At 63.6% G+C, this 18,070-nt stretch carries 13 protein-coding genes and 1 riboswitch; of the genes, 5 read left to right on the plus strand and 8 right to left on the minus strand.

Annotated features, from left to right (window positions below; translation table 11 throughout):
* Positions 1 to 14: 14 nt before the first annotated feature.
* The 3 genes from WLQ66_RS01585 to WLQ66_RS01595 all read right to left on the minus strand — a co-directional run bounded on the left by WLQ66_RS01585 (position 15) and on the right by WLQ66_RS01595 (position 6,989).
* Positions 15 to 3,677, minus strand: a complete 3,663-nt coding sequence (locus tag WLQ66_RS01585; protein ID WP_340544546.1) for a translocation/assembly module TamB domain-containing protein — start codon at positions 3,675 to 3,677, stop codon at positions 15 to 17.
* Complete coding sequence (locus tag WLQ66_RS01590; protein ID WP_340544548.1) at positions 3,674 to 5,527, minus strand: autotransporter assembly complex protein TamA; 1,854 nt, start codon at positions 5,525 to 5,527, stop codon at positions 3,674 to 3,676. The genes WLQ66_RS01585 and WLQ66_RS01590 overlap by 4 nt, the downstream gene beginning before the upstream one ends.
* Positions 5,528 to 5,756: 229 nt before the next feature.
* Positions 5,757 to 6,989, minus strand: coding sequence for a urate hydroxylase PuuD (locus tag WLQ66_RS01595; RefSeq protein ID WP_340544549.1), 1,233 nt, complete (start codon positions 6,987 to 6,989; stop codon positions 5,757 to 5,759).
* Between the two features lie 228 nt (positions 6,990 to 7,217).
* On the opposite strand from WLQ66_RS01595, the gene WLQ66_RS01600 reads away from it, so the two are divergent.
* Complete coding sequence (locus tag WLQ66_RS01600) at positions 7,218 to 8,195, plus strand: LysR family transcriptional regulator (protein WP_340544550.1); 978 nt, start codon at positions 7,218 to 7,220, stop codon at positions 8,193 to 8,195.
* A gap of 87 nt (positions 8,196 to 8,282) precedes the next feature.
* Here the strand turns inward: WLQ66_RS01600 and uraH are convergent, their stop codons facing one another.
* Positions 8,283 to 8,654, minus strand: coding sequence for a hydroxyisourate hydrolase (gene uraH / locus WLQ66_RS01605; protein WP_340544551.1), 372 nt, complete (start codon positions 8,652 to 8,654; stop codon positions 8,283 to 8,285).
* A gap of 155 nt (positions 8,655 to 8,809) precedes the next feature.
* On the opposite strand from uraH, the gene puuE reads away from it, so the two are divergent.
* The 3 genes from puuE (at position 8,810) to WLQ66_RS01620 (ending at position 12,303) form a co-directional block, all read left to right on the plus strand.
* Positions 8,810 to 10,225, plus strand: a complete 1,416-nt coding sequence (puuE, locus tag WLQ66_RS01610; RefSeq protein ID WP_340544552.1) for an allantoinase PuuE — start codon at positions 8,810 to 8,812, stop codon at positions 10,223 to 10,225.
* Positions 10,226 to 10,253: 28 nt separating this feature from the next.
* Positions 10,254 to 10,739, plus strand: coding sequence for an ureidoglycolate lyase (locus WLQ66_RS01615; RefSeq protein WP_340546280.1), 486 nt, complete (start codon positions 10,254 to 10,256; stop codon positions 10,737 to 10,739).
* A 136-nt stretch (positions 10,740 to 10,875) separates the two neighbouring features.
* Positions 10,876 to 12,303, plus strand: a complete 1,428-nt coding sequence (locus WLQ66_RS01620) for a uracil-xanthine permease family protein (RefSeq protein ID WP_340544553.1) — start codon at positions 10,876 to 10,878, stop codon at positions 12,301 to 12,303.
* Positions 12,304 to 12,388: 85 nt separating this feature from the next.
* Here the strand turns inward: WLQ66_RS01620 and WLQ66_RS01625 are convergent, their stop codons facing one another.
* The 4 genes from WLQ66_RS01625 to WLQ66_RS01640 form a co-directional block, all read right to left on the minus strand.
* Positions 12,389 to 13,378, minus strand: a complete 990-nt coding sequence (locus tag WLQ66_RS01625; protein WP_340544555.1) for a type I glyceraldehyde-3-phosphate dehydrogenase — start codon at positions 13,376 to 13,378, stop codon at positions 12,389 to 12,391.
* 145 nt (positions 13,379 to 13,523) lie between these two features.
* Entirely contained in the window at positions 13,524 to 14,012 is a 489-nt protein-coding gene (locus tag WLQ66_RS01630) for a hypothetical protein (protein ID WP_340544557.1), read from the minus strand.
* A 117-nt stretch (positions 14,013 to 14,129) separates the two neighbouring features.
* Positions 14,130 to 14,960 (minus strand): bifunctional allantoicase/(S)-ureidoglycine aminohydrolase, encoded by an 831-nt coding sequence (locus tag WLQ66_RS01635; protein ID WP_340544558.1) that lies wholly within the window; start codon positions 14,958 to 14,960, stop codon positions 14,130 to 14,132.
* A gap of 114 nt (positions 14,961 to 15,074) precedes the next feature.
* Positions 15,075 to 15,845 (minus strand): IclR family transcriptional regulator, encoded by a 771-nt coding sequence (locus WLQ66_RS01640; RefSeq protein WP_340544559.1) that lies wholly within the window; start codon positions 15,843 to 15,845, stop codon positions 15,075 to 15,077.
* A 406-nt stretch (positions 15,846 to 16,251) separates the two neighbouring features.
* Here WLQ66_RS01640 and WLQ66_RS01645 point away from each other — a divergent pair, with 406 nt between their 5' ends.
* On the plus strand, positions 16,252 to 17,703 hold the full coding sequence (locus WLQ66_RS01645) for a glutamine synthetase family protein (protein ID WP_340544560.1): 1,452 nt from the start codon (positions 16,252 to 16,254) through the stop codon (positions 17,701 to 17,703).
* A 223-nt stretch (positions 17,704 to 17,926) separates the two neighbouring features.
* Positions 17,927 to 18,007, plus strand: a riboswitch (glycine riboswitch).
* Positions 18,008 to 18,070: the final 63 nt, after the last annotated feature.

An 18,070-nucleotide genomic window follows, 5' to 3' on the forward strand; every position in this document is an offset into this window, starting at 1 on the left:
GGCTGGGGCGCAGATCAATAGTCGCGTTTGAAGAAGAGGCCGATCCCGGTCTCGCCTTCGCCATCCACCTTGCCGGTGACGGTGAGGCTCTTGCTCACATCCAGATTGATGCTCAGCTCACTGTCGCCGCGGGTGTTGACATTGAAATCGGTATAGACGTTCTCCGACACATAGCCGCCGATATCCAGAAGGCCCGCGCCGATATTGTCGAGACCCAGCTCAACATTGCTGGCGCCGGTTTCATCGCGCAGTTTGCTCTCGGCCCGATTGCTGCCGCCGCGCCCGCTGAGCGTGGCGACGGAGCTCGCCAGCCGTGCCAGCGCCAGCGGGGAGAGGTCCTGAATATTGTCGCCAAACAGCAATAGCGCCAATGCCTCCTCGCTCGGGCGTTCCGGCTCGGAGGTCACCTTGATCGAGGGGCTGTCGATCAGCCCGGAGAGTTCGAGCGTCGCGGTGCCTTCGGAGGTCGCTGCCGAGGAGCGCAAGAGCAGATAGGGGCGCAAGTCGCCTTGCAAGGTGATCTGCCCCTCATCAAGCGCCAGCCGTCGTCCAAGAATATCAAAGGTGCCACGGATCAGGCTGATCTGGCCTGATGGCGCCAGGTTCGCGGTGCTGCCGCGCAGCTGGATCTGGCCGCCCAGCTCGGCACGAACGCCACGCCCACGGGCGTTGATGCGATTGGGCGCGCTGATCAGCACGTCAAGCAGGGTTCGGCCAGCCCCGCCACCGCCGCCGCCGGTGTTGATCAGCCCGGCACGGGCGCGCGTGCGGCGCACCTCGGCAGGCTCACCCTGATGGCGGATATCCGGGATCGGCGCTGCGGTAACGGAGCCGCCTGCGGTCGCAAGGTTGATATTGGTCTCGCCCACATCAATCCGCCCTGACAGGCTTTTGGTTCCGATCAGCCCCCCGGTCAGAGACAGCGCACCAGAGAGTTGCGTGTCATAGGACAGCTGATCGCTGAGACCGACATTGGTGAGCGCGATCTGCAACTGCGCATCAAAGGGCGCGATCAGCCCGATGGGTCCGCTGACCCGCAGCTGGCCGCCATCGCGGGGCTGCGCCGTCAGCTGAAGATCGGCTCTGGACCGCGCTATAGAGACGGTGGCTGTGATGTCATCTATCCGCTGGGCGGCAGCCGGAATTGCCAGCGACGTCCCACTGGTACGGATCTGCCCGCTGAGGTTGGCCAGCGATGGCTCCCCTTCCAGCGAGAGATCGAACTGGGCGGGGCCACGGATCAGATTGGGTGACATGAAGGGGTTCAGCCCCTCCAAACGCAGCTGTCCCCTGGCATCAATATCGGCACGGCCCTGCACCTCGTCCCAGCTGCCCGCAACGGTGCTGGTGACGCCAGCCGGGCCAATCGCGCGGCTATCGATCTGCCAGACCCCATCGCGGCGACGGGCGGTGCCTTCGGCGGTCAGCCGCCCCGGCAGCCCGGGAACGAAGCGCTGTACCTCGGCCACCAGCGCGTCAAAGGTAATATCAGCGTCCCCTTTGTTTTCGGAGACCGTACCATCGAGATCAGCCGACAGCCCCGCCGGTCCTTCGGCCGCGCCGTCAAAGGTCCAGACCCCGGCGCGGCGGCTGGCAGTGCCCTTGGCGCTCAATGATCCGGCGAGGGTCGGTACAAAACGTTCAAGCGCGTTGATCGCGGCGTCGAACTCCAGATCGCCATCGCCGTTGATATTGATCTGGCCGGTCAGTTCCGCGCGGGAGGATTTCGGGCCTTGCAGCTCGGCAATGCCAGAAAACGTCTGGTTCTCGCGGGTGATATCCGCGCTGAATTGCAGCGCTCCGGGGGCCTGCGGCAGGACCTTCTCCAGCTGCTTCAGCGTGGCGCCGAGGGACAGGTTGCCGCTGGTGCTGCCCAGTTGCCCATTGGCCCGTGCGCTCAGCCCTTTGGCCTCCAGCGCGAAGCTGTCGATGCTGAGCCCGGCCTCGTCCCGGCCGGCCTTGAGCGCAATGGTGGTGGTGCCGCCGATCAGGTCATCGACAGGCCGCAATCCCGCCGAGAGGTCCTGACCCCGAACTGCGAGGTCAATGTCAAAGGCCCCAGACAGCGGGGTGGTGGAGCCGACGGCCTTTGCCGTCATCCGCCCGTCCAGAGATTGTCCCGCAAGGCTGGAGAAACGCGCAAGATTCTGGGCGTTGGCGTCGATATCGGCGGAGATGCGCAGCCCGCTTTCCAGACCGTCGATGGTGACCGCCCCGGTCGCACCGTAATCCGCGCCCAACAGCAGCATATTGGTGATACGCAGCGCGCCGGGTCCATCTGTGGTGACCTGCCCGTCAAAGGTGATTGCCGCCCCCAGGGCCTCGGCCAATGCAGGGTCGGTGGGGCGCAGCCCGGTCAGCGCGGCGGCGATCTGCCCATCCAGCGCCAGACCGCTGCTCTGGTCCAGGGTGCCGGTCATCTCCAACTCGGCACGGGCAATGCGCAGCGCGGGGTTGGCCAGCCGTTTCATCCGTGCGGTCACGGTCCAGTCGCGGCCAGCGGGTTTCCGTGCATGGAGCGCAAGGTCGGTGACCGTGGTCGAACCGCCTGCCACCGGCAGGACCACCGCTTCCTGTCCCGGCGGAGGGGTGACCGCAGCGCTCAGATCGGCGCTTTCAAGTTCGCCACCGGCGGCCATTTCAACAAAACCGGAAACCTCCAGCGCCTGTGTCGAAAGCGCCAGATCGTCGATCATCACCCCGCCCATGGCGCGGGTCTGGCCGCGCAGCCGGGCGCGCATGTCTGGGCCGAAGAACGGCTGATAGACCGGATCGACCAGCGCGGTGATATCGCCGTTCAGATCCGCACGAAAGCCAATGGGGCGGCTGCCCGCGCTGGGATCCGCCGGGGCGTCGCCGGCAGGCGACAGAACAACAGTACCGCCGAGGCGTCGGGTGCCGTCGGTATCCAGTGCCAGTTCGGCGCTGAAATCCTCAACCGGTCCGCGTCCTTGCAGGGCGAGACGGATATCGGGGCCGCCCGGCAGGCCAAGCGCGGTGGACACAAGCCCGCCGTCTTCCTCCTGCAACACCATATCAACCGTGATATTGCCGGTGTCATTGGCAAAACCCGCCTCCAGGGTGAGCTGATCACTGTCGCGGTCCAACCGGGTGATCTGCAAGGCGCTATCGAGCGCGCCATTGGCAAGGCTCATCGAACCATCAAGGGTCAGCACCGCCGCCACCCCGACCAGATCCTGCCCAAGTGTCAGCCGCCCAACCTTGATTTCACCGATATTGATCGACACCGGCAGCTCCGGCAGCTGGAACGGCGCCGCCTCGGGGGTTGGCAGGTTGGGGTCGTCCAGCGGCGCAGCGGGTGCGCGTTCGATATGAATGCGATCCGCCTTTAGCGTGTTGATGGAGAAATCACCGCGCAGCAGGCCTAGGCGGTTCCAGTCCAGTTCTGCGCCCTCAATGGTCAGCCAGATGCCTTCGCTATCTGCCACGGTCAGCTTTTGCAGCGTAGCCTGCGAGGACAGCGCCCCCTCCAGCCCGGTAACGCGGATCGCGCGGCTCTCGCCCGAGAGCGTGTCTTCGAGAAAATCAACCAGCAGGCCACCGCTCTCTTGGCGCTCCTGCGCGGGTGTTTCCAGAGGGGCCATTGTCAGCGCCACAGCCACGAGCAGCGGCGAGAACAGGGTGGCAGGGCGGAGGGCTGCGAGAAGATGTTTCAAAATGCCTGTCCTATCCCGATGTAGAATTGCAAGCCGTCGTCGCTGCCACCGTCTACCGGATAGGCCAGATCCAGACGGATGGCGCCGATCCCGGCCACGTCGTAGCGCAGCCCGAACCCGGCGCCGGCATGGCGGGCCGAGTCCGAGGAGACAAAACTCTCCGCATCCACCAGCCCGACATCGTAAAAGCCGACAAGGGTGAATTTCTCGCCGATCCGCCCGCGCACCTCGCCCGATAGGGCCAGATAGCCGCGCCCGCCGGAGATCCCGCCCGCCGCAGGCACGCCCAGCGACTGGAATTCCTGACCGCGCACCGATCCTGCGCCGCCGGAGTAAAACAGCAGGGTGGGCGAAACCTCAGACAGCGACGGGCCGATCACCGATCCCATCTGCAACCGCCCGGCCAGCACGATGCGGTCACTGCTGCCAAGCGCCTTATAGGCGCGCCCGTCGAATTTCAGCTGAAGCCCGGATTTGCTGCCATCCACGCCGATAAAGGGCAGGGCGCGGGCATCCAGATAATATCCGCTGGTGGCGCTCAGGCTGCTGTCGCGCCCGTCGTATTCCGCCCGCAGCTGCCCGACCAGATATTTGAAACGTCGCTTGCCGAAGACGTCTTCGGCGAGCACGCTCTCAAAGCCAACGGAGGCCTCGGCAAAAAGCTGGTCGGAATAGACCCGGCGCAGACCGACCGCGCCCAGTCCACGGGTGGCGGTGTAATGTTCTTCGTCCAGCCTCTCGGCCTCAAGCAGGTAGAACTGGCTGTCATCGGGACCAAAAGCGGCAGGCCGGTCCAGCCGCAGCGCCACGCGCCCGTCCAGATCATTTGCACTGCCAATGCCCGACAACCGGGCCTCAAATCGCAGGCGCTCGGCACCGCCAAAGAGATTGCGGTGCATCCAGGAACCACTCACCTCCAGCCCGTCAGAGGAGCTGAGTTCAGCCCCAAAGGTAAATCGCCGGGGCGGCTGATCCTCGATCCTGGCGACATAATCCAGCGTACCGTCGGGATTGGCGCGTTCGGCAGGGCGAATGGTGACAGCGGCAAAAGCCCCGGTGCGGCGCAACCGTGTCGCGGACCGCGACAGAAGATCGGGGTGAAACACCTCGCCTGTCGGGAAGCCTGCGATCCGCTGTATCGCCTCTGCCCGCACGTTCGAGGGTGTGGCCAGTTTCAAACGACCAAAACGCAGCTGCGGTCCCGGCGCCAGGCGCAGACTCGCATTCAGTCTGGCGGCCACATGGTTGGCGGTGATCGACTGCGCGCCGACCTTGGCCTGCGGGTGACCGGCATAGCGCCAGTTTTCCACACCCGCGTTTGCGGCATCGCGCAGGACTGCGGTGGTGGCGGTGCGACCGGTGGCAAATTCTTCGGGGATCTCAACCGCTCGCCGCTGTGGGAGGGGGGCAATCTCAGCGGTGCCAAAGGTGAATTTCGGACCTGCCTTGACGGTGATGTCTATCTTCTTGATCTCACGCGGAAGGTTCAGGGGCTGGATCCGGGCCGCCTCGCGCCCATCGACGCTTATCTGCACCACCGGTGAGAAATATCCCTGATCGTAAAGCACCTGCACCAGCGTGCGATAATCCGAGAGCGCCGCCGCCATCAGCGGCTGCACGCCGGTCTCGCCGCGTGCGCTGGTCGCCAGCGTGGCAGAAGCATCCTGCAGGAGGTCGCGCAAATCGCCGTCCGACCCCGGCGCGACCAGCCGGGCGTCCGCCGCAGACAGCGCCAATGTGCCGCCAAAGAACAAGGCCGTTGCCAGGGCGACCTTGCGGCCCAGCTGAGCAAAACCCCGAGGTTGAGTGACATGGCAAAGGGAGCGGCGGAAGGATCGGCGATAGAACATGGGACGCTCCGGACAGGCTACAAGATCGGTCCCCGGTCTCGGGCGGATCGGCGCTGACGCCACCGAGACATGTGGACCGGGATCAGACCTAACATAGGGCAAACCCGGTGTGTAACGTCAATGTCGCGTGATAGGTTCCCGCGCCAATTCGTGATCAAGCCTCTGACAGATCGGCGACAGATCGGCGCTGATGCGCGCCCCCGGTTGGAGCTGACGGGCTGACGACCGGCTACATCTGCGCGGCGCGGAACCAGGCCCGGATCGCAGCGCGATCCTCGGGCGCCATATAGGTGATATTGGCAGGTGGCATCGCATGGGTCACACCCGCCTGCAGGTAAATCTCACCGGCGCGGCGGGCCACATCCGCTTCGGTCTCCAGCAAGACACCCTTGGGGGCGGTGCGGATCCCGTCCCAGAAGGGTTCGCGGGCATGGCACATGCTGCATCGGCCCAGAACGATTTCATGCACCTCGGCAAAGCCTTCGGTCTGGGCCATGGTCAGCGCGGTGCCGCTCAGCGCGGCCTCCTCCGGGGCATCGTCGCCCTCATGCTCAAGCCCCAGCGACGACAGGATGATCACGCCCAGGAACAACAGCGCCGTCGCCAGCCAGGTCCAGGTCGGATCACCTGCACGGGCATGGCGTGTGTTGAAATAATGCCGGATGGTCACCCCCATCAGGAACACCAGCGCCGCGATCAGCCAGTTGTATTCGCTGGCAAATGCCAGCGGGTAGTGGTTCGACAGCATCAGAAACACCACCGGCAGCGTCAGATAGTTGTTATGGGTCGAGCGCAGCTTGGCGATCTTGCCATATTTGGCGTCCGGCGCGCGGCCTTCCTGCAGATCCTTCACCACGATGCGCTGGTTGGGCATGATGATGAAAAACACATTCGCCGTCATGATGGTGGCGGTAAAGGCACCGAGATGCAGCATCATGGCGCGACCGGTGAACACCTGATTGAGACCCCAGCCCATGGCCACGAGCATCACGAACAACAGCACCATCAGCAGGGTCGGGCGCTCAGCCAGACCGGATTTGCACAGACGGTCATAGACCAGCCAGCCCACCGAGAGCGTCGCGGCTGAAATCAGGATCCCCTGCCACAGCGCCAGATCCGCCTTCGACTGGTCGATGAGATACAGCTCGCCACCGACCCAATAGACCACCATCAACAGCGCAAAACCCGAAAGCCATGTCATATAGCTTTCCCATTTGAACCAGGTCAGATGGTCAGGCATCTCGGCGGGGGCGACCAGATATTTGCGGATGTGATAAAAACCGCCACCATGGACCTGCCATTCCTCGCCATGGGCGCCCACCGGCAGATCCGGTGCCTTGCGCAGCCCCAGATCCAGCGCGATGAAATAGAAGGAGGAGCCGATCCAGGCGATGGCGGTGATCACATGCAGCCAGCGGATGGCAAAGCCCAGCCAATCCCACATCATCAACAGCTCAAACATTCAGATCCGGTCCTTTGTCGCCCAATGCGCATTGCTGCGGCCGGGGCTGGGTTAACAGTCAGTCGCTGCGCGTCCTGCGGGCGCCGATGCCGCCCGGTGGTTCGGGCCGGGCGGGGCGCAATCTGGCCTAGCGCAGCCCTGCCACACTAGGCAAAGCGGGGTTTCTTCGGTATTCCCATATACTGCCAAACTGTATCAAAAAATCTGGAACAATCGCAGGCCTCTGTCATGTCTTACCTCGACAATATCCGCACCTTCGTTCGGGTCTATGAACTGGGCTCGATGTCGGCCGCAGGGCGCGACCTCAGGGTGTCGCCTGCAGTCACCTCGGCGCGGATCTCGCAGCTGGAGGAATACCTCGGCGTGCGGCTGTTCCAGCGCACCACCCGCAATCTCACCGCAACCGAGCAGGGGCGAGCCTTCTATGACGGGGCGGTTGCGGTGCTGGATGCGGTGGATCTGGCGGAGGCCAGGGTGATGCATCTGACCGATACCCCGCGCGGCACCCTGTTTGTGGCGGCACCTCTGGGGCTGGGGCGGCGGCTGCTGGCGCCGCAGACGCCGGAATTCCTGGCCACCTACCCGGAGATCAACCTGCGTCTGCGGCTGTCGGACCGTGCGGTGGATCTGACCAGCGAGGGGCTGGATCTGGCATTCTTCCTGGGCCAGCCAGAGGACAGCAACCTGCGCATTCGCAAGATTGCGGATTGCCAGCGGGTGCTCTGCGCCGCGCCCGCCTATGTCGCGCGGCGCGGGTTGCCCGCAGATGGTGACGCGCTGCTGCGGGATGGGCATAATTGTCTGAACCTGCGCTACCCCGGCGCCAGCGAGTTTCAGTGGCTGTTGCAGACCGGCGATGGCCCGCGCCGTTTTGCGGTGAGCGGGCGCTACGAATGCGATGATGGCGATGTGCTGACCGATTGGGCGCTGGCAGGGGAGGGCGTGATCCTGAAACCCCTCTTCGAGGTTGCCGAGCATCTGGCGGCAGGACGTCTGGTGCCGGTCGCCGAGGCCACGCCACCGGTGCCCGTCCAGCTGGCCTGTCTTTATACCCATCGCCGCCATCAGGATCCGAAGACCAGATTGTTCATGGAATATATGACCGCGCGGCTGGCCTCAGTGCTGCGTGTCGATGGGCTGCGTGTCGATGGCGCGCAACCGGGGCGTGCTGCCGACCCCGCGCAGGCAGGAACGCCCCAGACCTGAGCGACCCGCAGCAGCTCCCGCCCGCCCCGGCGCTCCTGTCGGAGCGCCGTGTCCGTTGGGCATGGCCGCGCCAGGGCGCGGCAGCGCTCAGCTGCCGCGATAGGTGGAATAGCCGAAAGGCGACAGCAGCAGGGGCACGTGGTAATGCGCGCTCTCATCGGTGATGCCAAAGCGGATCGGAATTTCGTCCAGAAACAGCATCTCGCCGGAGGCCTGGCCATTGGTGCGCAGGTATTCCCCGGCCTCGAACACCAGCTCGTAGAGACCGGTCACAAAATCCTTCTTCGGCAGGATCGGACTGTCGGTCCGCCCATCGGCATTTGTCAGCATCTGCGCGATCTCGGTGCGCCCGCCTGCATCCAGCCGGTACAGCCGGATCGGCAGTCCGGCGGCGGGGCAGCCGCGCGCGGTGTCCAGCACATGTGTGGTGAGATACCCGGGCTCTGTCCTTGTGCTCATTCTTAAGTCCTCCTGCTATGGGGCTACCTCTGCCTGATGGCGGCGGGGCCTGCAAACCTGTGCAATCTGATAGTGTATTCGGGAAAATTTGAAAGATAGCCGTGATCTTCTGCCATAGTAATGACCTGGAGTTGTTTGAAAAGAGGCCCCCGGCAATGAACAGATACCCTCGCAACATGATCGGATATGGCGCGACGCCGCCCGATGCAGCCTGGCCCGGCAATGCCAAGGTCGCGGTGCAGTTCGTGTTGAACTATGAAGAGGGCGGGGAGAACAATATCCTGCATGGTGATGCGGGATCGGAGGCGTTTCTGTCTGACATCGCCGGGGCGGCGCCCTGGCCAGGACAGCGGCACTGGAACATGGAATCGATCTACGACTACGGCGCCCGCGCCGGGTTCTGGCGGCTGCATCGCATGTTCACCGCTGCGGATATCCCGGTCACCATCTATGGTGTCGCCAGCGCATTGGCGCGCTCTCCCGAACAGGTCGCGGCGATGAAGGCTGCGCAGTGGGAGATCGCGTCACACGGGCTGAAATGGGTCGAACACAAGGATATGGCAGAGGCCGACGAACGCGCCGCCATTGCCGAGGCGATCCGCCTGCATACCGAGGTGGTCGGAGAGCGTCCGCGTGGCTGGTACACTGGCCGGTGCAGTGAAAACACCGTGCGTCTGGTGGCGGAGGAGGGCGGTTTTGACTATATCTCGGACACCTACGACGATGATCTGCCCTATTGGCTGGAGGTCGGCGAACGCGATCAGCTGATCATCCCCTATACGCTGGAAGCCAACGACATGCGCTTTGCCACCGCACCTGGCTACATCACTGGCGAACAGTTTTATCAGTATCTCAAGGACGCCTTTGACCTGCTCTATGCCGAGGGTGAAGAAGGTGCGCCGAAAATGATGTCGATCGGGCTGCATTGCCGCCTGATCGGCCGCCCGGGCAAGGCGGCGGGGCTGAAACGGTTTATCGACTATATCCGGGGGTTCGACGGGGTCTGGTGCCCGCGCCGCATTGATATCGCCGATCATTGGGCGAAAACCCATCCACATCAGCGCCGTGAACGCCCCAGCCAGATGAGCCGCGCGCGATTTGTCGAGGCCTATGGCGGGATCTTTGAACACTCCCCCTGGATTGCCGAACAGGCGCATGATCTGGAACTGGGACCAGCCCATGACCGCGCGGCGGGGCTGCATAATGCGCTGTGCCGGATGTTCCGCTCTGCCAGCGAGGCGGAGCGGTTGGGCGTGCTGACAGCGCACCCGGATCTGGCAGGCAAGCTGGCCGCCGCCAAACGTCTCACGGCGGAGAGCACCAGCGAGCAGGCCTCCGCCGGGCTGGATGCGCTGACTGATGCGGAACGCACACGGTTTACGCAATTGAACAGCGCCTATGTGGAAAAACACGGCTTTCCCTTCATCATTGCGGTGCGCGACCACGATAAGACGTCGATTCTTGCAGCATTTGAACGGCGTATCGCCAATGATCGCGACAGCGAATTTGCCGAAGCCTGTCGGCAGGTCGAACGTATCGCCGAGTTCCGCCTGCGGGATGTGCTGCCGTGAGGGACTGCCAGCTATGCCGGAGACCGCGATGAAGATGCTTGAGATCCAGCCGATCACAGCCGAGGGCTTTGCCCCCTTTGGCGATCTGATCGACTGCACCGGAGCGCCGGACAAGATCATCAACCAGGGGCTCTGCGGACGGTATCACGATCGGGCCACCATGGAGTTCAGCGCCGGTCGTGCGGGTCTCAGCCTGTTCAACGCCGAGCCGCGTGAACTGCCGATGCCCCTGCGGATGGTCGAGCGCCACCCGGACGGCAGTCAGGCCTTCATCCCGATGAGTGAAACCGGATTTCTGGTGATCGTCGCCCCGGATCGCGGTGGTGTGCCGGGACTGCCGCTTGCCTTTGAAACGCAACCCGGACAGGCGATCAACTTCCACCGGGGCACTTGGCACGGGGTGCTGACGCCCCTGACGGCGCCGGGCCTGTTTGCCGTGGTGGATCGGATCGGAGAGGGCGCCAATCTGGAAGAACACTGGTTTGAAAGCCCCTATCAGGTGATCCGACCCTGATCTGACAATCAAAGGCGCAGCGACCCAGCGGGTCTTGCGCCTTTTTCTTTCGCAACAGGCACTCCGCCAAATGAGAGTGTCATCACAACACCGACCAAGACCAACAGAATAAGCAACAACAGAGAGGACCAGATCCATGGCCGATGGCTCAATCGGAACGCCGGCGCAGCTGCGCGATCCCAATTACACTCCACCGCTGGCAAAGGCTGTGCCACTGGGCATCCAGCATGTGCTGGCCATGTTTGTCTCAAATGTCACCCCGGCGATCATCGTGGCCGGGGCGGCGGGATTTGGCTTTGGCTCTAATTCCCCCGATTTTCCCGAACTGCTCTATCTGATCCAGATGTCGATGCTGTTTGCCGGGGCGGCGACGCTGCTGCAGACACTGACCATCGGGCCGATTGGTGCGGCGCTGCCGATTGTGCAGGGCACCAGTTTTGCCTTCTTGCCGATCATGATCCCGCTGGTCGCGGGCAAGGGGGTTGATGCGCTGGCGGCGCTATTCGGCGGGGTGCTGATCGGCGGGCTGTTTCATGCCGCATTGGGGCTGGTGATCGGGCGTATCCGCTTTGCCCTGCCGCCGCTGGTCACCGGGCTGGTGGTCACCATGATCGGTCTGGCGCTGGTCAAGGTCGGCATTCAATATGCCGCCGGAGGCGTGCCAGCGATCGGGACACCGGAATATGGCTCGCTGCTGAACTGGTCGGCAGCGCTGGTGGTGATCATCGTCACCCTGGGTCTGAAGTTCTTTGCCCGAGGGATGCTGTCGATCTCGGCGGTGCTGCTCGGGCTGATTGTCGGCTATCTCTATGCGATGATGATGGGCATGGTCACGGTCGAGGCCATTGGCACCAGCTGGTCGCGCGCCAGCGCCTTTGCGCTGCCGATGCCGTTCAAATACGGGATCGAGTTTTCCTTTGCCGCGATTGTCGGTTTTTGCCTGATGGGGCTGGTATCGGCGGTTGAAACCGTGGGCGATGTCAGCGGTATCGCCCGTGGCGGTGCAGGCCGGGAAGCCACCGACAAGGAGATTTCCGGCGCCACCTATGCGGACGGTTTCGGCTCGGCGCTGGCGGGCGTGTTTGGCGGGTTGCCCAATACCTCCTTCAGCCAGAACGTGGGCCTGATCGCCATGACCGGCGTCATGAGCCGTCATGTGGTCACGATCGGCGCGCTGTTCCTGATCCTCTGCGGGCTGGTCCCGAAGGTTGGCGCGATCATCCGCACCATTCCGATTGAGGTGCTGGGCGGCGGTGTTATCGTCATGTTCGGCATGGTGGTGGCTGCTGGTATTTCGATGCTGTCGGATGTCGACTGGAACCGCCGCAATATGGTGATCTTTGCCATTTCCCTCTCCATCGGATTGGGGCTGCAGCTGGAACCGGGTGCGGTGCAGCACCTGCCGGATACGCTGCGGGTCCTGATGACCTCGGGCTTGCTGCCGGCGGCGCTCATTGCGGTTGTGCTCAATCTGGTGCTGCCGCAGGAGCTTGCCAGCGAGGCCACGGAAGAGGTCTCTGGCGGCCTGTCAGGACAGGGGCGCGGTAGCCTGCCGGGCGAGTAACCGCAGCTCTTGAGTGTGCAACGAACAGGGGCCGCAGCAGATATGCGCGGCCCCTTTGTTCATGGTCGCAGACAGTCGCCTCTTTTCAGCTCTGCCCTGCCATCAGCGCGGCCATATCCAGCATTCGCGCGGAAAATCCCCATTCATTGTCATACCAGCCAAACACCCGCAGCTGGTGATCGCCGATCCGACGGGTTTCCGGCCCGGCAAGGACCAGCGATTCAGCTCGGGCACGTAGATCGGATGAGACCAGCGGCTGCTCGGTCCATCCCAGAACCTGCGAAGCCTCGATCGCAGTGCGCAGGGTGGTATCGGCGAAGTCTGCCGCCATCGGGTGGCTGGTCCTGACCACCAGATCCACCGCAGACACGCTGGCGGTTGGCACTCGCACCGCAGCACCACTGATGCGACCAGCCAGATGCGGCAGTACCTCGTCGATCAGATGGGTGGCAGAGGTCGTGGTCGGCACCATCGACAGCGCCCCGGCACGGGAGCGGGCAAAATCGCCGCGCGGTGCATCCACCATCGGCTGCGAATTGGTGTAGCAGTGGATCGTGGTCATATGGGCGCTGTCGATGCCCAGCAGCATGTCCAGCAGCTTGACCAGCGGGGCCAGCCCGTTGGTGGTGCAGGAGGCATTGGAGATGATCGCGCCATCGCCCAGATCGGCCTCGTTTGCGCCCAGCACAATCGTGCGTTCGGCGGCGGGCGAGGGGCCGGAGATCAGCACCTTGCGCGCCCCGGCCGTCAGCCCCCGTCCCGCCACATCCGATGTTCGCGCGATGCCGGTGCATTCCAGCACCACATCGACGCCTGTGAGATCCAGCGTGCTGAGGTCGGCTGTCTGGTGGAACCGGATCACCCGGTCGGCAATCCGCAGGTTGTTGCCCTCGATCGCAACCGCGTCGGGATAGGGGCCAAAGGTGCTATCGTATTGAAACAGATAGGCGCACATGTCCAAGGGTGCGATATCGTTGATGCAGACCAGCTCAATCCCGGCACCGCGCGGCGTCGTCAGGATCTGGCGCAGAATAGCGCGGCCGATGCGGCCGAATCCGTTGATTGCAAGTTTCATGGCCAAGCTATGACAGGGCGCGGCGCGCGGCTCAATCCGCTAGAGCGGCAATCCTGCTCCGGTTTCGGTCACATTTTCCCGCGCGGTGTTTCAAATCGACGCCTGTGCCGCGGGGCGGGGCCACGCGAACCACGGCGGAGTGCGCCTAGGGGCAGGCCAACCGTGCGAAATACGTCCCATTGATGGAGCGCACCATCGTCTCGACCCGGACCCGGCACCCGGTTGCAGCGTGAAAGGCGCGCACGGCCTGCCGCGCTGTCAGAACCGCAGGCGGGCGAAACGGCTGTAGCTCCGCGTTCTGGCGCTGCGCCATGTAGCGTCCCGTCGCGCTGCCGGTGTTGCGACCTGTGTCTGTCACCTCCGGGGCCACATGCCAGCTGCGCCCCAGCACATTGACCACGGTCACCTGTGCCTCCGATTCGGTGCCAGCATCAGCCGGACCCGGCAGGGTGAGCAGCAACGGTCCCGTCACCGCGGCAAAGGCGATGCCAGTCATCTTGCGGCCAGCGGCCCTGCGCGGGGCGGCGGCAGCGGCGGCGATGGTTGCCGGGCGACCCGCACGGGTGCTCGGCACCGCCAGCAGGCTCATCAGCCCCAGCGCAAGACCTGTGAACACGATAGATATGATCGACATTGGCGCAGGCTCCATGGCTGACCTCGCGGGGCGAGATCGACCCGCGAGACTGTCTTGCAACATGTCACTTACCTTAGCGCAGCTGTGCGTTCTGGCAATGGCGATGCGCCGCCTTGGTTAGCGCGGTGGGCTTAGTGGCATGTGCCGGTTGACGTCCTTGTATAGCAGGTAACGGAAGCGTCCCGGTCCCCCGGCATAGCAGGCCTGCGGGCAGAAGGCGCGCAGCCACATGAAATCACCGGCCTCAACTTCGACCCAATCCTGGTTAAGGCGGTAGACGGCCTTGCCCTCCAGAACATAGAGCCCGTGTTCCATCACATGGGTCTCGGGGAAAGGGATGACGCCGCCCGGTTCAAAGGTCACGATAGTGACATGCATGTCATGCGACAAATCTGCCGGATCGACAAAACGGGTGGTGGCCCAGCGACCCTCGGTGTCGGGCATGACGCTGGGGGCGATGTCGCGCTCGTTGGTGACCAGAACTGCGGGTTTCTCGACGCCCGGCGCCGGTTCCCAGCGTTTGCGGATCCAGTGAAACCCAGCGGTGCTGTCGCTGCTGTTGTGCAGGGTCCAGGCCGCCCCGGCCGGGATATAGGCATAGCCGCCCGGTTCCAGGTGATGCGCGGCGCCATCGACGGTCAGATCCAGCTTGCCCTCCGTCACGAACAGCACGGATTGCGCGGCGCTGTCATGTTCGGGGCTGTCGGAGCCGCCACCCGGTTGCAGCTCAACGATATATTGCGAGAACGTCTCGGCAAAGCCACTCATGGGGCGGGCGATGACCCACATCCGCATCCCCTGCCAGCCCGGCAGATATGAGGTGGTGATATCGCGCATTGTGCCCTTGGGGATGACGGCATAGGCATCGGTGAACATGGCGCGGTCGGTCAGCAGCTGCTCCTGACCGGGGTGGCCTCCCTTGGGGGTGAAATAACGCGGCGCGGTCATCGGCGATCCTTTCGTGATGGGTGCCGTATTTATGCGGGCTTGCCGATGGGGGTCCAAGAGGGGCGCTGCGGATAACATCCTTCGCGAAATTTTGAATATCGGATGCGGGCAGCGTTACAGATCTGCCAGCGCCTGGCTCTGGCGCAGCTCCGCCGCGCAGAGCTGCAACGCGCGCAGCGAGATTTCGGTGTCCTGTGCCGGGTTCATCCCCCGCGGGGACGAACTGCCAACCACGATAGGCCGTTGATCGGGGCGCGAGACCGGCACGGCGTAACCGATGATCCCGGTTTCGAACTCACTGTCGGTCACCGCATAGCCCCGCTGCCGCGCGGTGCGCACCCGGTCGAGGATTTGATCCACCTCGGTCAGGGATTGCTCGGTGTGGCGGGGGATATCCGCCGTCGCCAACGTTTCGGCAGCCGCGTCGTCCGACAGGCAGCCCATCAGCATCCGCCCCAGGCTGGTATGGACCAGCGGGATATGAGCGCCGGCGGTAAACCCATAGGTGACCGGTGCATGTTCGACCGTGGATTGCGCCAGCAGCAACACCCGCCCCTGATCCAGCGTCGCAAGCGTAATCTCAGCGCCAAGGCTGCGGGCATGGCGGTTCAGCACCGGCTGCACCTTGCGGCCAAACTGATTGGCCTGAAGAAACCCGCCGGACAGCGCCAGCACCTGCGGCGTCAGCGACAGGACCCGGCCCTGCTGGCGCAGATACCCGGCCTGTACAAGCGTCAGCGCCCCGCGTCGCGCCGTGGCGCGATCCTGACCGGTGCGCCGTGCGATATCTGCCAGCGTCAGCGTCGGAGTAGCCGCGTCAAACGCCGCCAGAACAGCCAGCCCCTTGGCAAAGCTTGAGGAAATATTACGGTCTTGTTCACTCATCTTCTCATCCAAAAAATACATGTCAGCGCGCCTGCTTGCACCGGGGGAGGGGATCAAATGGATCGTATCCCGGTAGCACCGACCGCAGATCGAACAAGGTACGGCCCGTGTCCGCATCGGTCTGAGACATCATCGGTGTTCTGTCGGTGCCCCTGCCTCCGTCACCCTGGGTTGTCTGTCAGTTCCAGTCTTCGGCCCTGCGCTGTGCCCTGCGTTCAATTCGCAGCTTTATGTGCCTCGCCTCTGATAAGAGACTGGACCTGAACTAGTTTTTTAGTTCAAGCTTAAATTATCCAGTTGCATAACAAAAACATTGCAAAGGGTGTGATATGGGGAAGACCGACGCAACGTCATGAGCGGCGGAGCACATATCGAAGGCGTGGACAGAAGAAGGTCAGATCACAAGATGACGACGTCACTCATCAAGGGGGCGCTTGCGCGCAAGGGGTTGCTGACAGAGCAGGCCTGTCACGCGGCCGAGGCGGTGCTGGCGCAATGCGAAGCCGCGCGCGTGGAAACCGTGCGCGTCCTCTTTGCCGATCAACACGGCATTCTGCGGGGCAAGACGCTGGTCGCCGCCGGCCTGAGGTCGCTGTTTGAGCAGGGAATCGCGGTGCCGTCGACACTGTTGCTGAAGGATACCGCCCATCGCACCGCCTTCCCGGTGTGGAGCGAAAACCCCGAGGAGGTTGTGACGCCGATGCAGGGCGCCAGCGATGTGCTGCTGGTGCCGCGCCCGGAGACCTTTCGCGTGCTGCCATGGTCCCCACATTCGGCCTGGATCTTCTGTCATGTCGCGTTCCACGATGGCGACGTCGTCCCCTTCGGATCGGCCTATGTGCTGGAACGGGCGGTGGAGACATTGGCAGAACAGGGGCTGAAGACCGTGGTCGGGCTGGAGGTCGAATTCCAGATCTTCGAACGTGTGGACCCGGCGCTGGGCCATGCGCAGCAGGGGATGCCCGGGGCTCCGATCGAGACCCGGAACCTCATTCAGGGCTACCAGTATCTCACCGAAACCCGCTACGGCGAGGCCGAGGCGATTCTGGACAGGTTACGACGCAATGCGCAGGCGCTTGGCCTGCCGGTGCGCACTGTCGAGATCGAGATGGGTCCGAGCCAGTTCGAGTTCACCTTCGATCCGGCCGATCCGATGACGCAGGCGGACGCGATGGTGATGTTCCGCACCATGGTCAAGGAAGTCTGTGCCGCTCAGGGATTACACGCCAGTTTCATGGCCAAGCCGCGGCAGGATCACGCGATGGCCAATGGCTGGCACATCCATCAGTCGCTGATAGATCCCAGCACCGGGCGCAATCTGTTCATGCCCGAGGTTGAGGGCGAGCTGACGGAAGAGGCCAGTGGCTGGATCGCCGGGCTGCTCGCCCATGCCGAGGCGGCCTCGCTGCTGGTTGCCCCTACGGTCAATAGCTACAAAAGGTATCTGCCATACCAGCTGGCGCCCAATCGGATACAATGGGGAGAGGACAATCGCGGCGCCATGCTGCGCGGCCTGATGCGCCCCGGCGACCTCTCCAGCCGGATCGAGAATCGCGCGCCCGACAGCAGTGCCAATCCTTATTTCGCGCTGGCCGCGCAGATCATCGCGGGCAGCGAGGGACTTGCCTCCGGGCGACGCGCGCCGCCGCCCACGGCATCGCCCTATTCCGACGACGCGCAAAAGCTGCCGCGCTCGCTTGGACAGGCGTTGCAGGCCTTCAGCGGATCCGACCTGTTTCGCGTCGCTCTGGGGGGCGATGTGGTCGACTATCTCGCCCATCTGAAAGAGGTCGAATGGTCCCGCTACCTCGATACCGTCAGCGAATGGGAGCAGGCTGAATACTTTAACCTTTACTGATGTTTGACCGGTTCCGGCAGGGCCGTTGCACGGTCGGTCGGCGGTGCCTGATTGCGGCGGTTCAAATGCGTTCGAGACCGCGATTGCAGCTTGAACGAGACATCCGTTATTGGTACCGTATACAGGCGTATGCGGGAGAACCATTGCAGCAGGAATTGCCTGCCGACACTGGTGCCGAAGGAGCAACCGCCCCGGAAACTCTCAGGCCAAAGGGACCGTAAACGTGACGTACTCTGGAGAGACCCTGACCACACCAGGGCGCCGAAGGGATAACGATCTCAGGCAAAGGGACAGAGGGGGCATCACATTGCGCAGGTTCTGCCTGCGTGACGATTGGATGCCGGGACCATGCCATCATTCCTGATCG

This window comes from Phaeobacter sp. A36a-5a (assembly GCF_037911135.1).
GTDB classification, from domain to species: domain Bacteria; phylum Pseudomonadota; class Alphaproteobacteria; order Rhodobacterales; family Rhodobacteraceae; genus Phaeobacter; species Phaeobacter bryozoorum.

Bases quoted from the DNA above. Each gene is read 5' to 3' on its own strand.
- puuE (WP_340544552.1), top strand. From the start codon at position 8,810: ATGAACAGATACCCTCGCAACATGATCGGATATGGCGCGACGCCGCCC.
- WLQ66_RS01635 (WP_340544558.1), bottom strand. From the start codon at position 14,960: ATGACCGCGCCGCGTTATTTCACCCCCAAGGGAGGCCACCCCGGTCAG.
- WLQ66_RS01595 (WP_340544549.1), bottom strand. From the start codon at position 6,989: ATGTTTGAGCTGTTGATGATGTGGGATTGGCTGGGCTTTGCCATCCGC.
- WLQ66_RS01630 (WP_340544557.1), bottom strand. From the start codon at position 14,012: ATGTCGATCATATCTATCGTGTTCACAGGTCTTGCGCTGGGGCTGATG.
- WLQ66_RS01640 (WP_340544559.1), bottom strand. From the start codon at position 15,845: ATGAGTGAACAAGACCGTAATATTTCCTCAAGCTTTGCCAAGGGGCTG.
- WLQ66_RS01625 (WP_340544555.1), bottom strand. From the start codon at position 13,378: ATGAAACTTGCAATCAACGGATTCGGCCGCATCGGCCGCGCTATTCTG.
- WLQ66_RS01645 (WP_340544560.1), top strand. From the start codon at position 16,252: ATGACGACGTCACTCATCAAGGGGGCGCTTGCGCGCAAGGGGTTGCTG.
- WLQ66_RS01615 (WP_340546280.1), top strand. From the start codon at position 10,254: ATGAAGATGCTTGAGATCCAGCCGATCACAGCCGAGGGCTTTGCCCCC.
- WLQ66_RS01620 (WP_340544553.1), top strand. From the start codon at position 10,876: ATGGCCGATGGCTCAATCGGAACGCCGGCGCAGCTGCGCGATCCCAAT.
- WLQ66_RS01600 (WP_340544550.1), top strand. From the start codon at position 7,218: ATGTCTTACCTCGACAATATCCGCACCTTCGTTCGGGTCTATGAACTG.
- uraH (WP_340544551.1), bottom strand. From the start codon at position 8,654: ATGAGCACAAGGACAGAGCCCGGGTATCTCACCACACATGTGCTGGAC.
- WLQ66_RS01590 (WP_340544548.1), bottom strand. From the start codon at position 5,527: ATGTTCTATCGCCGATCCTTCCGCCGCTCCCTTTGCCATGTCACTCAA.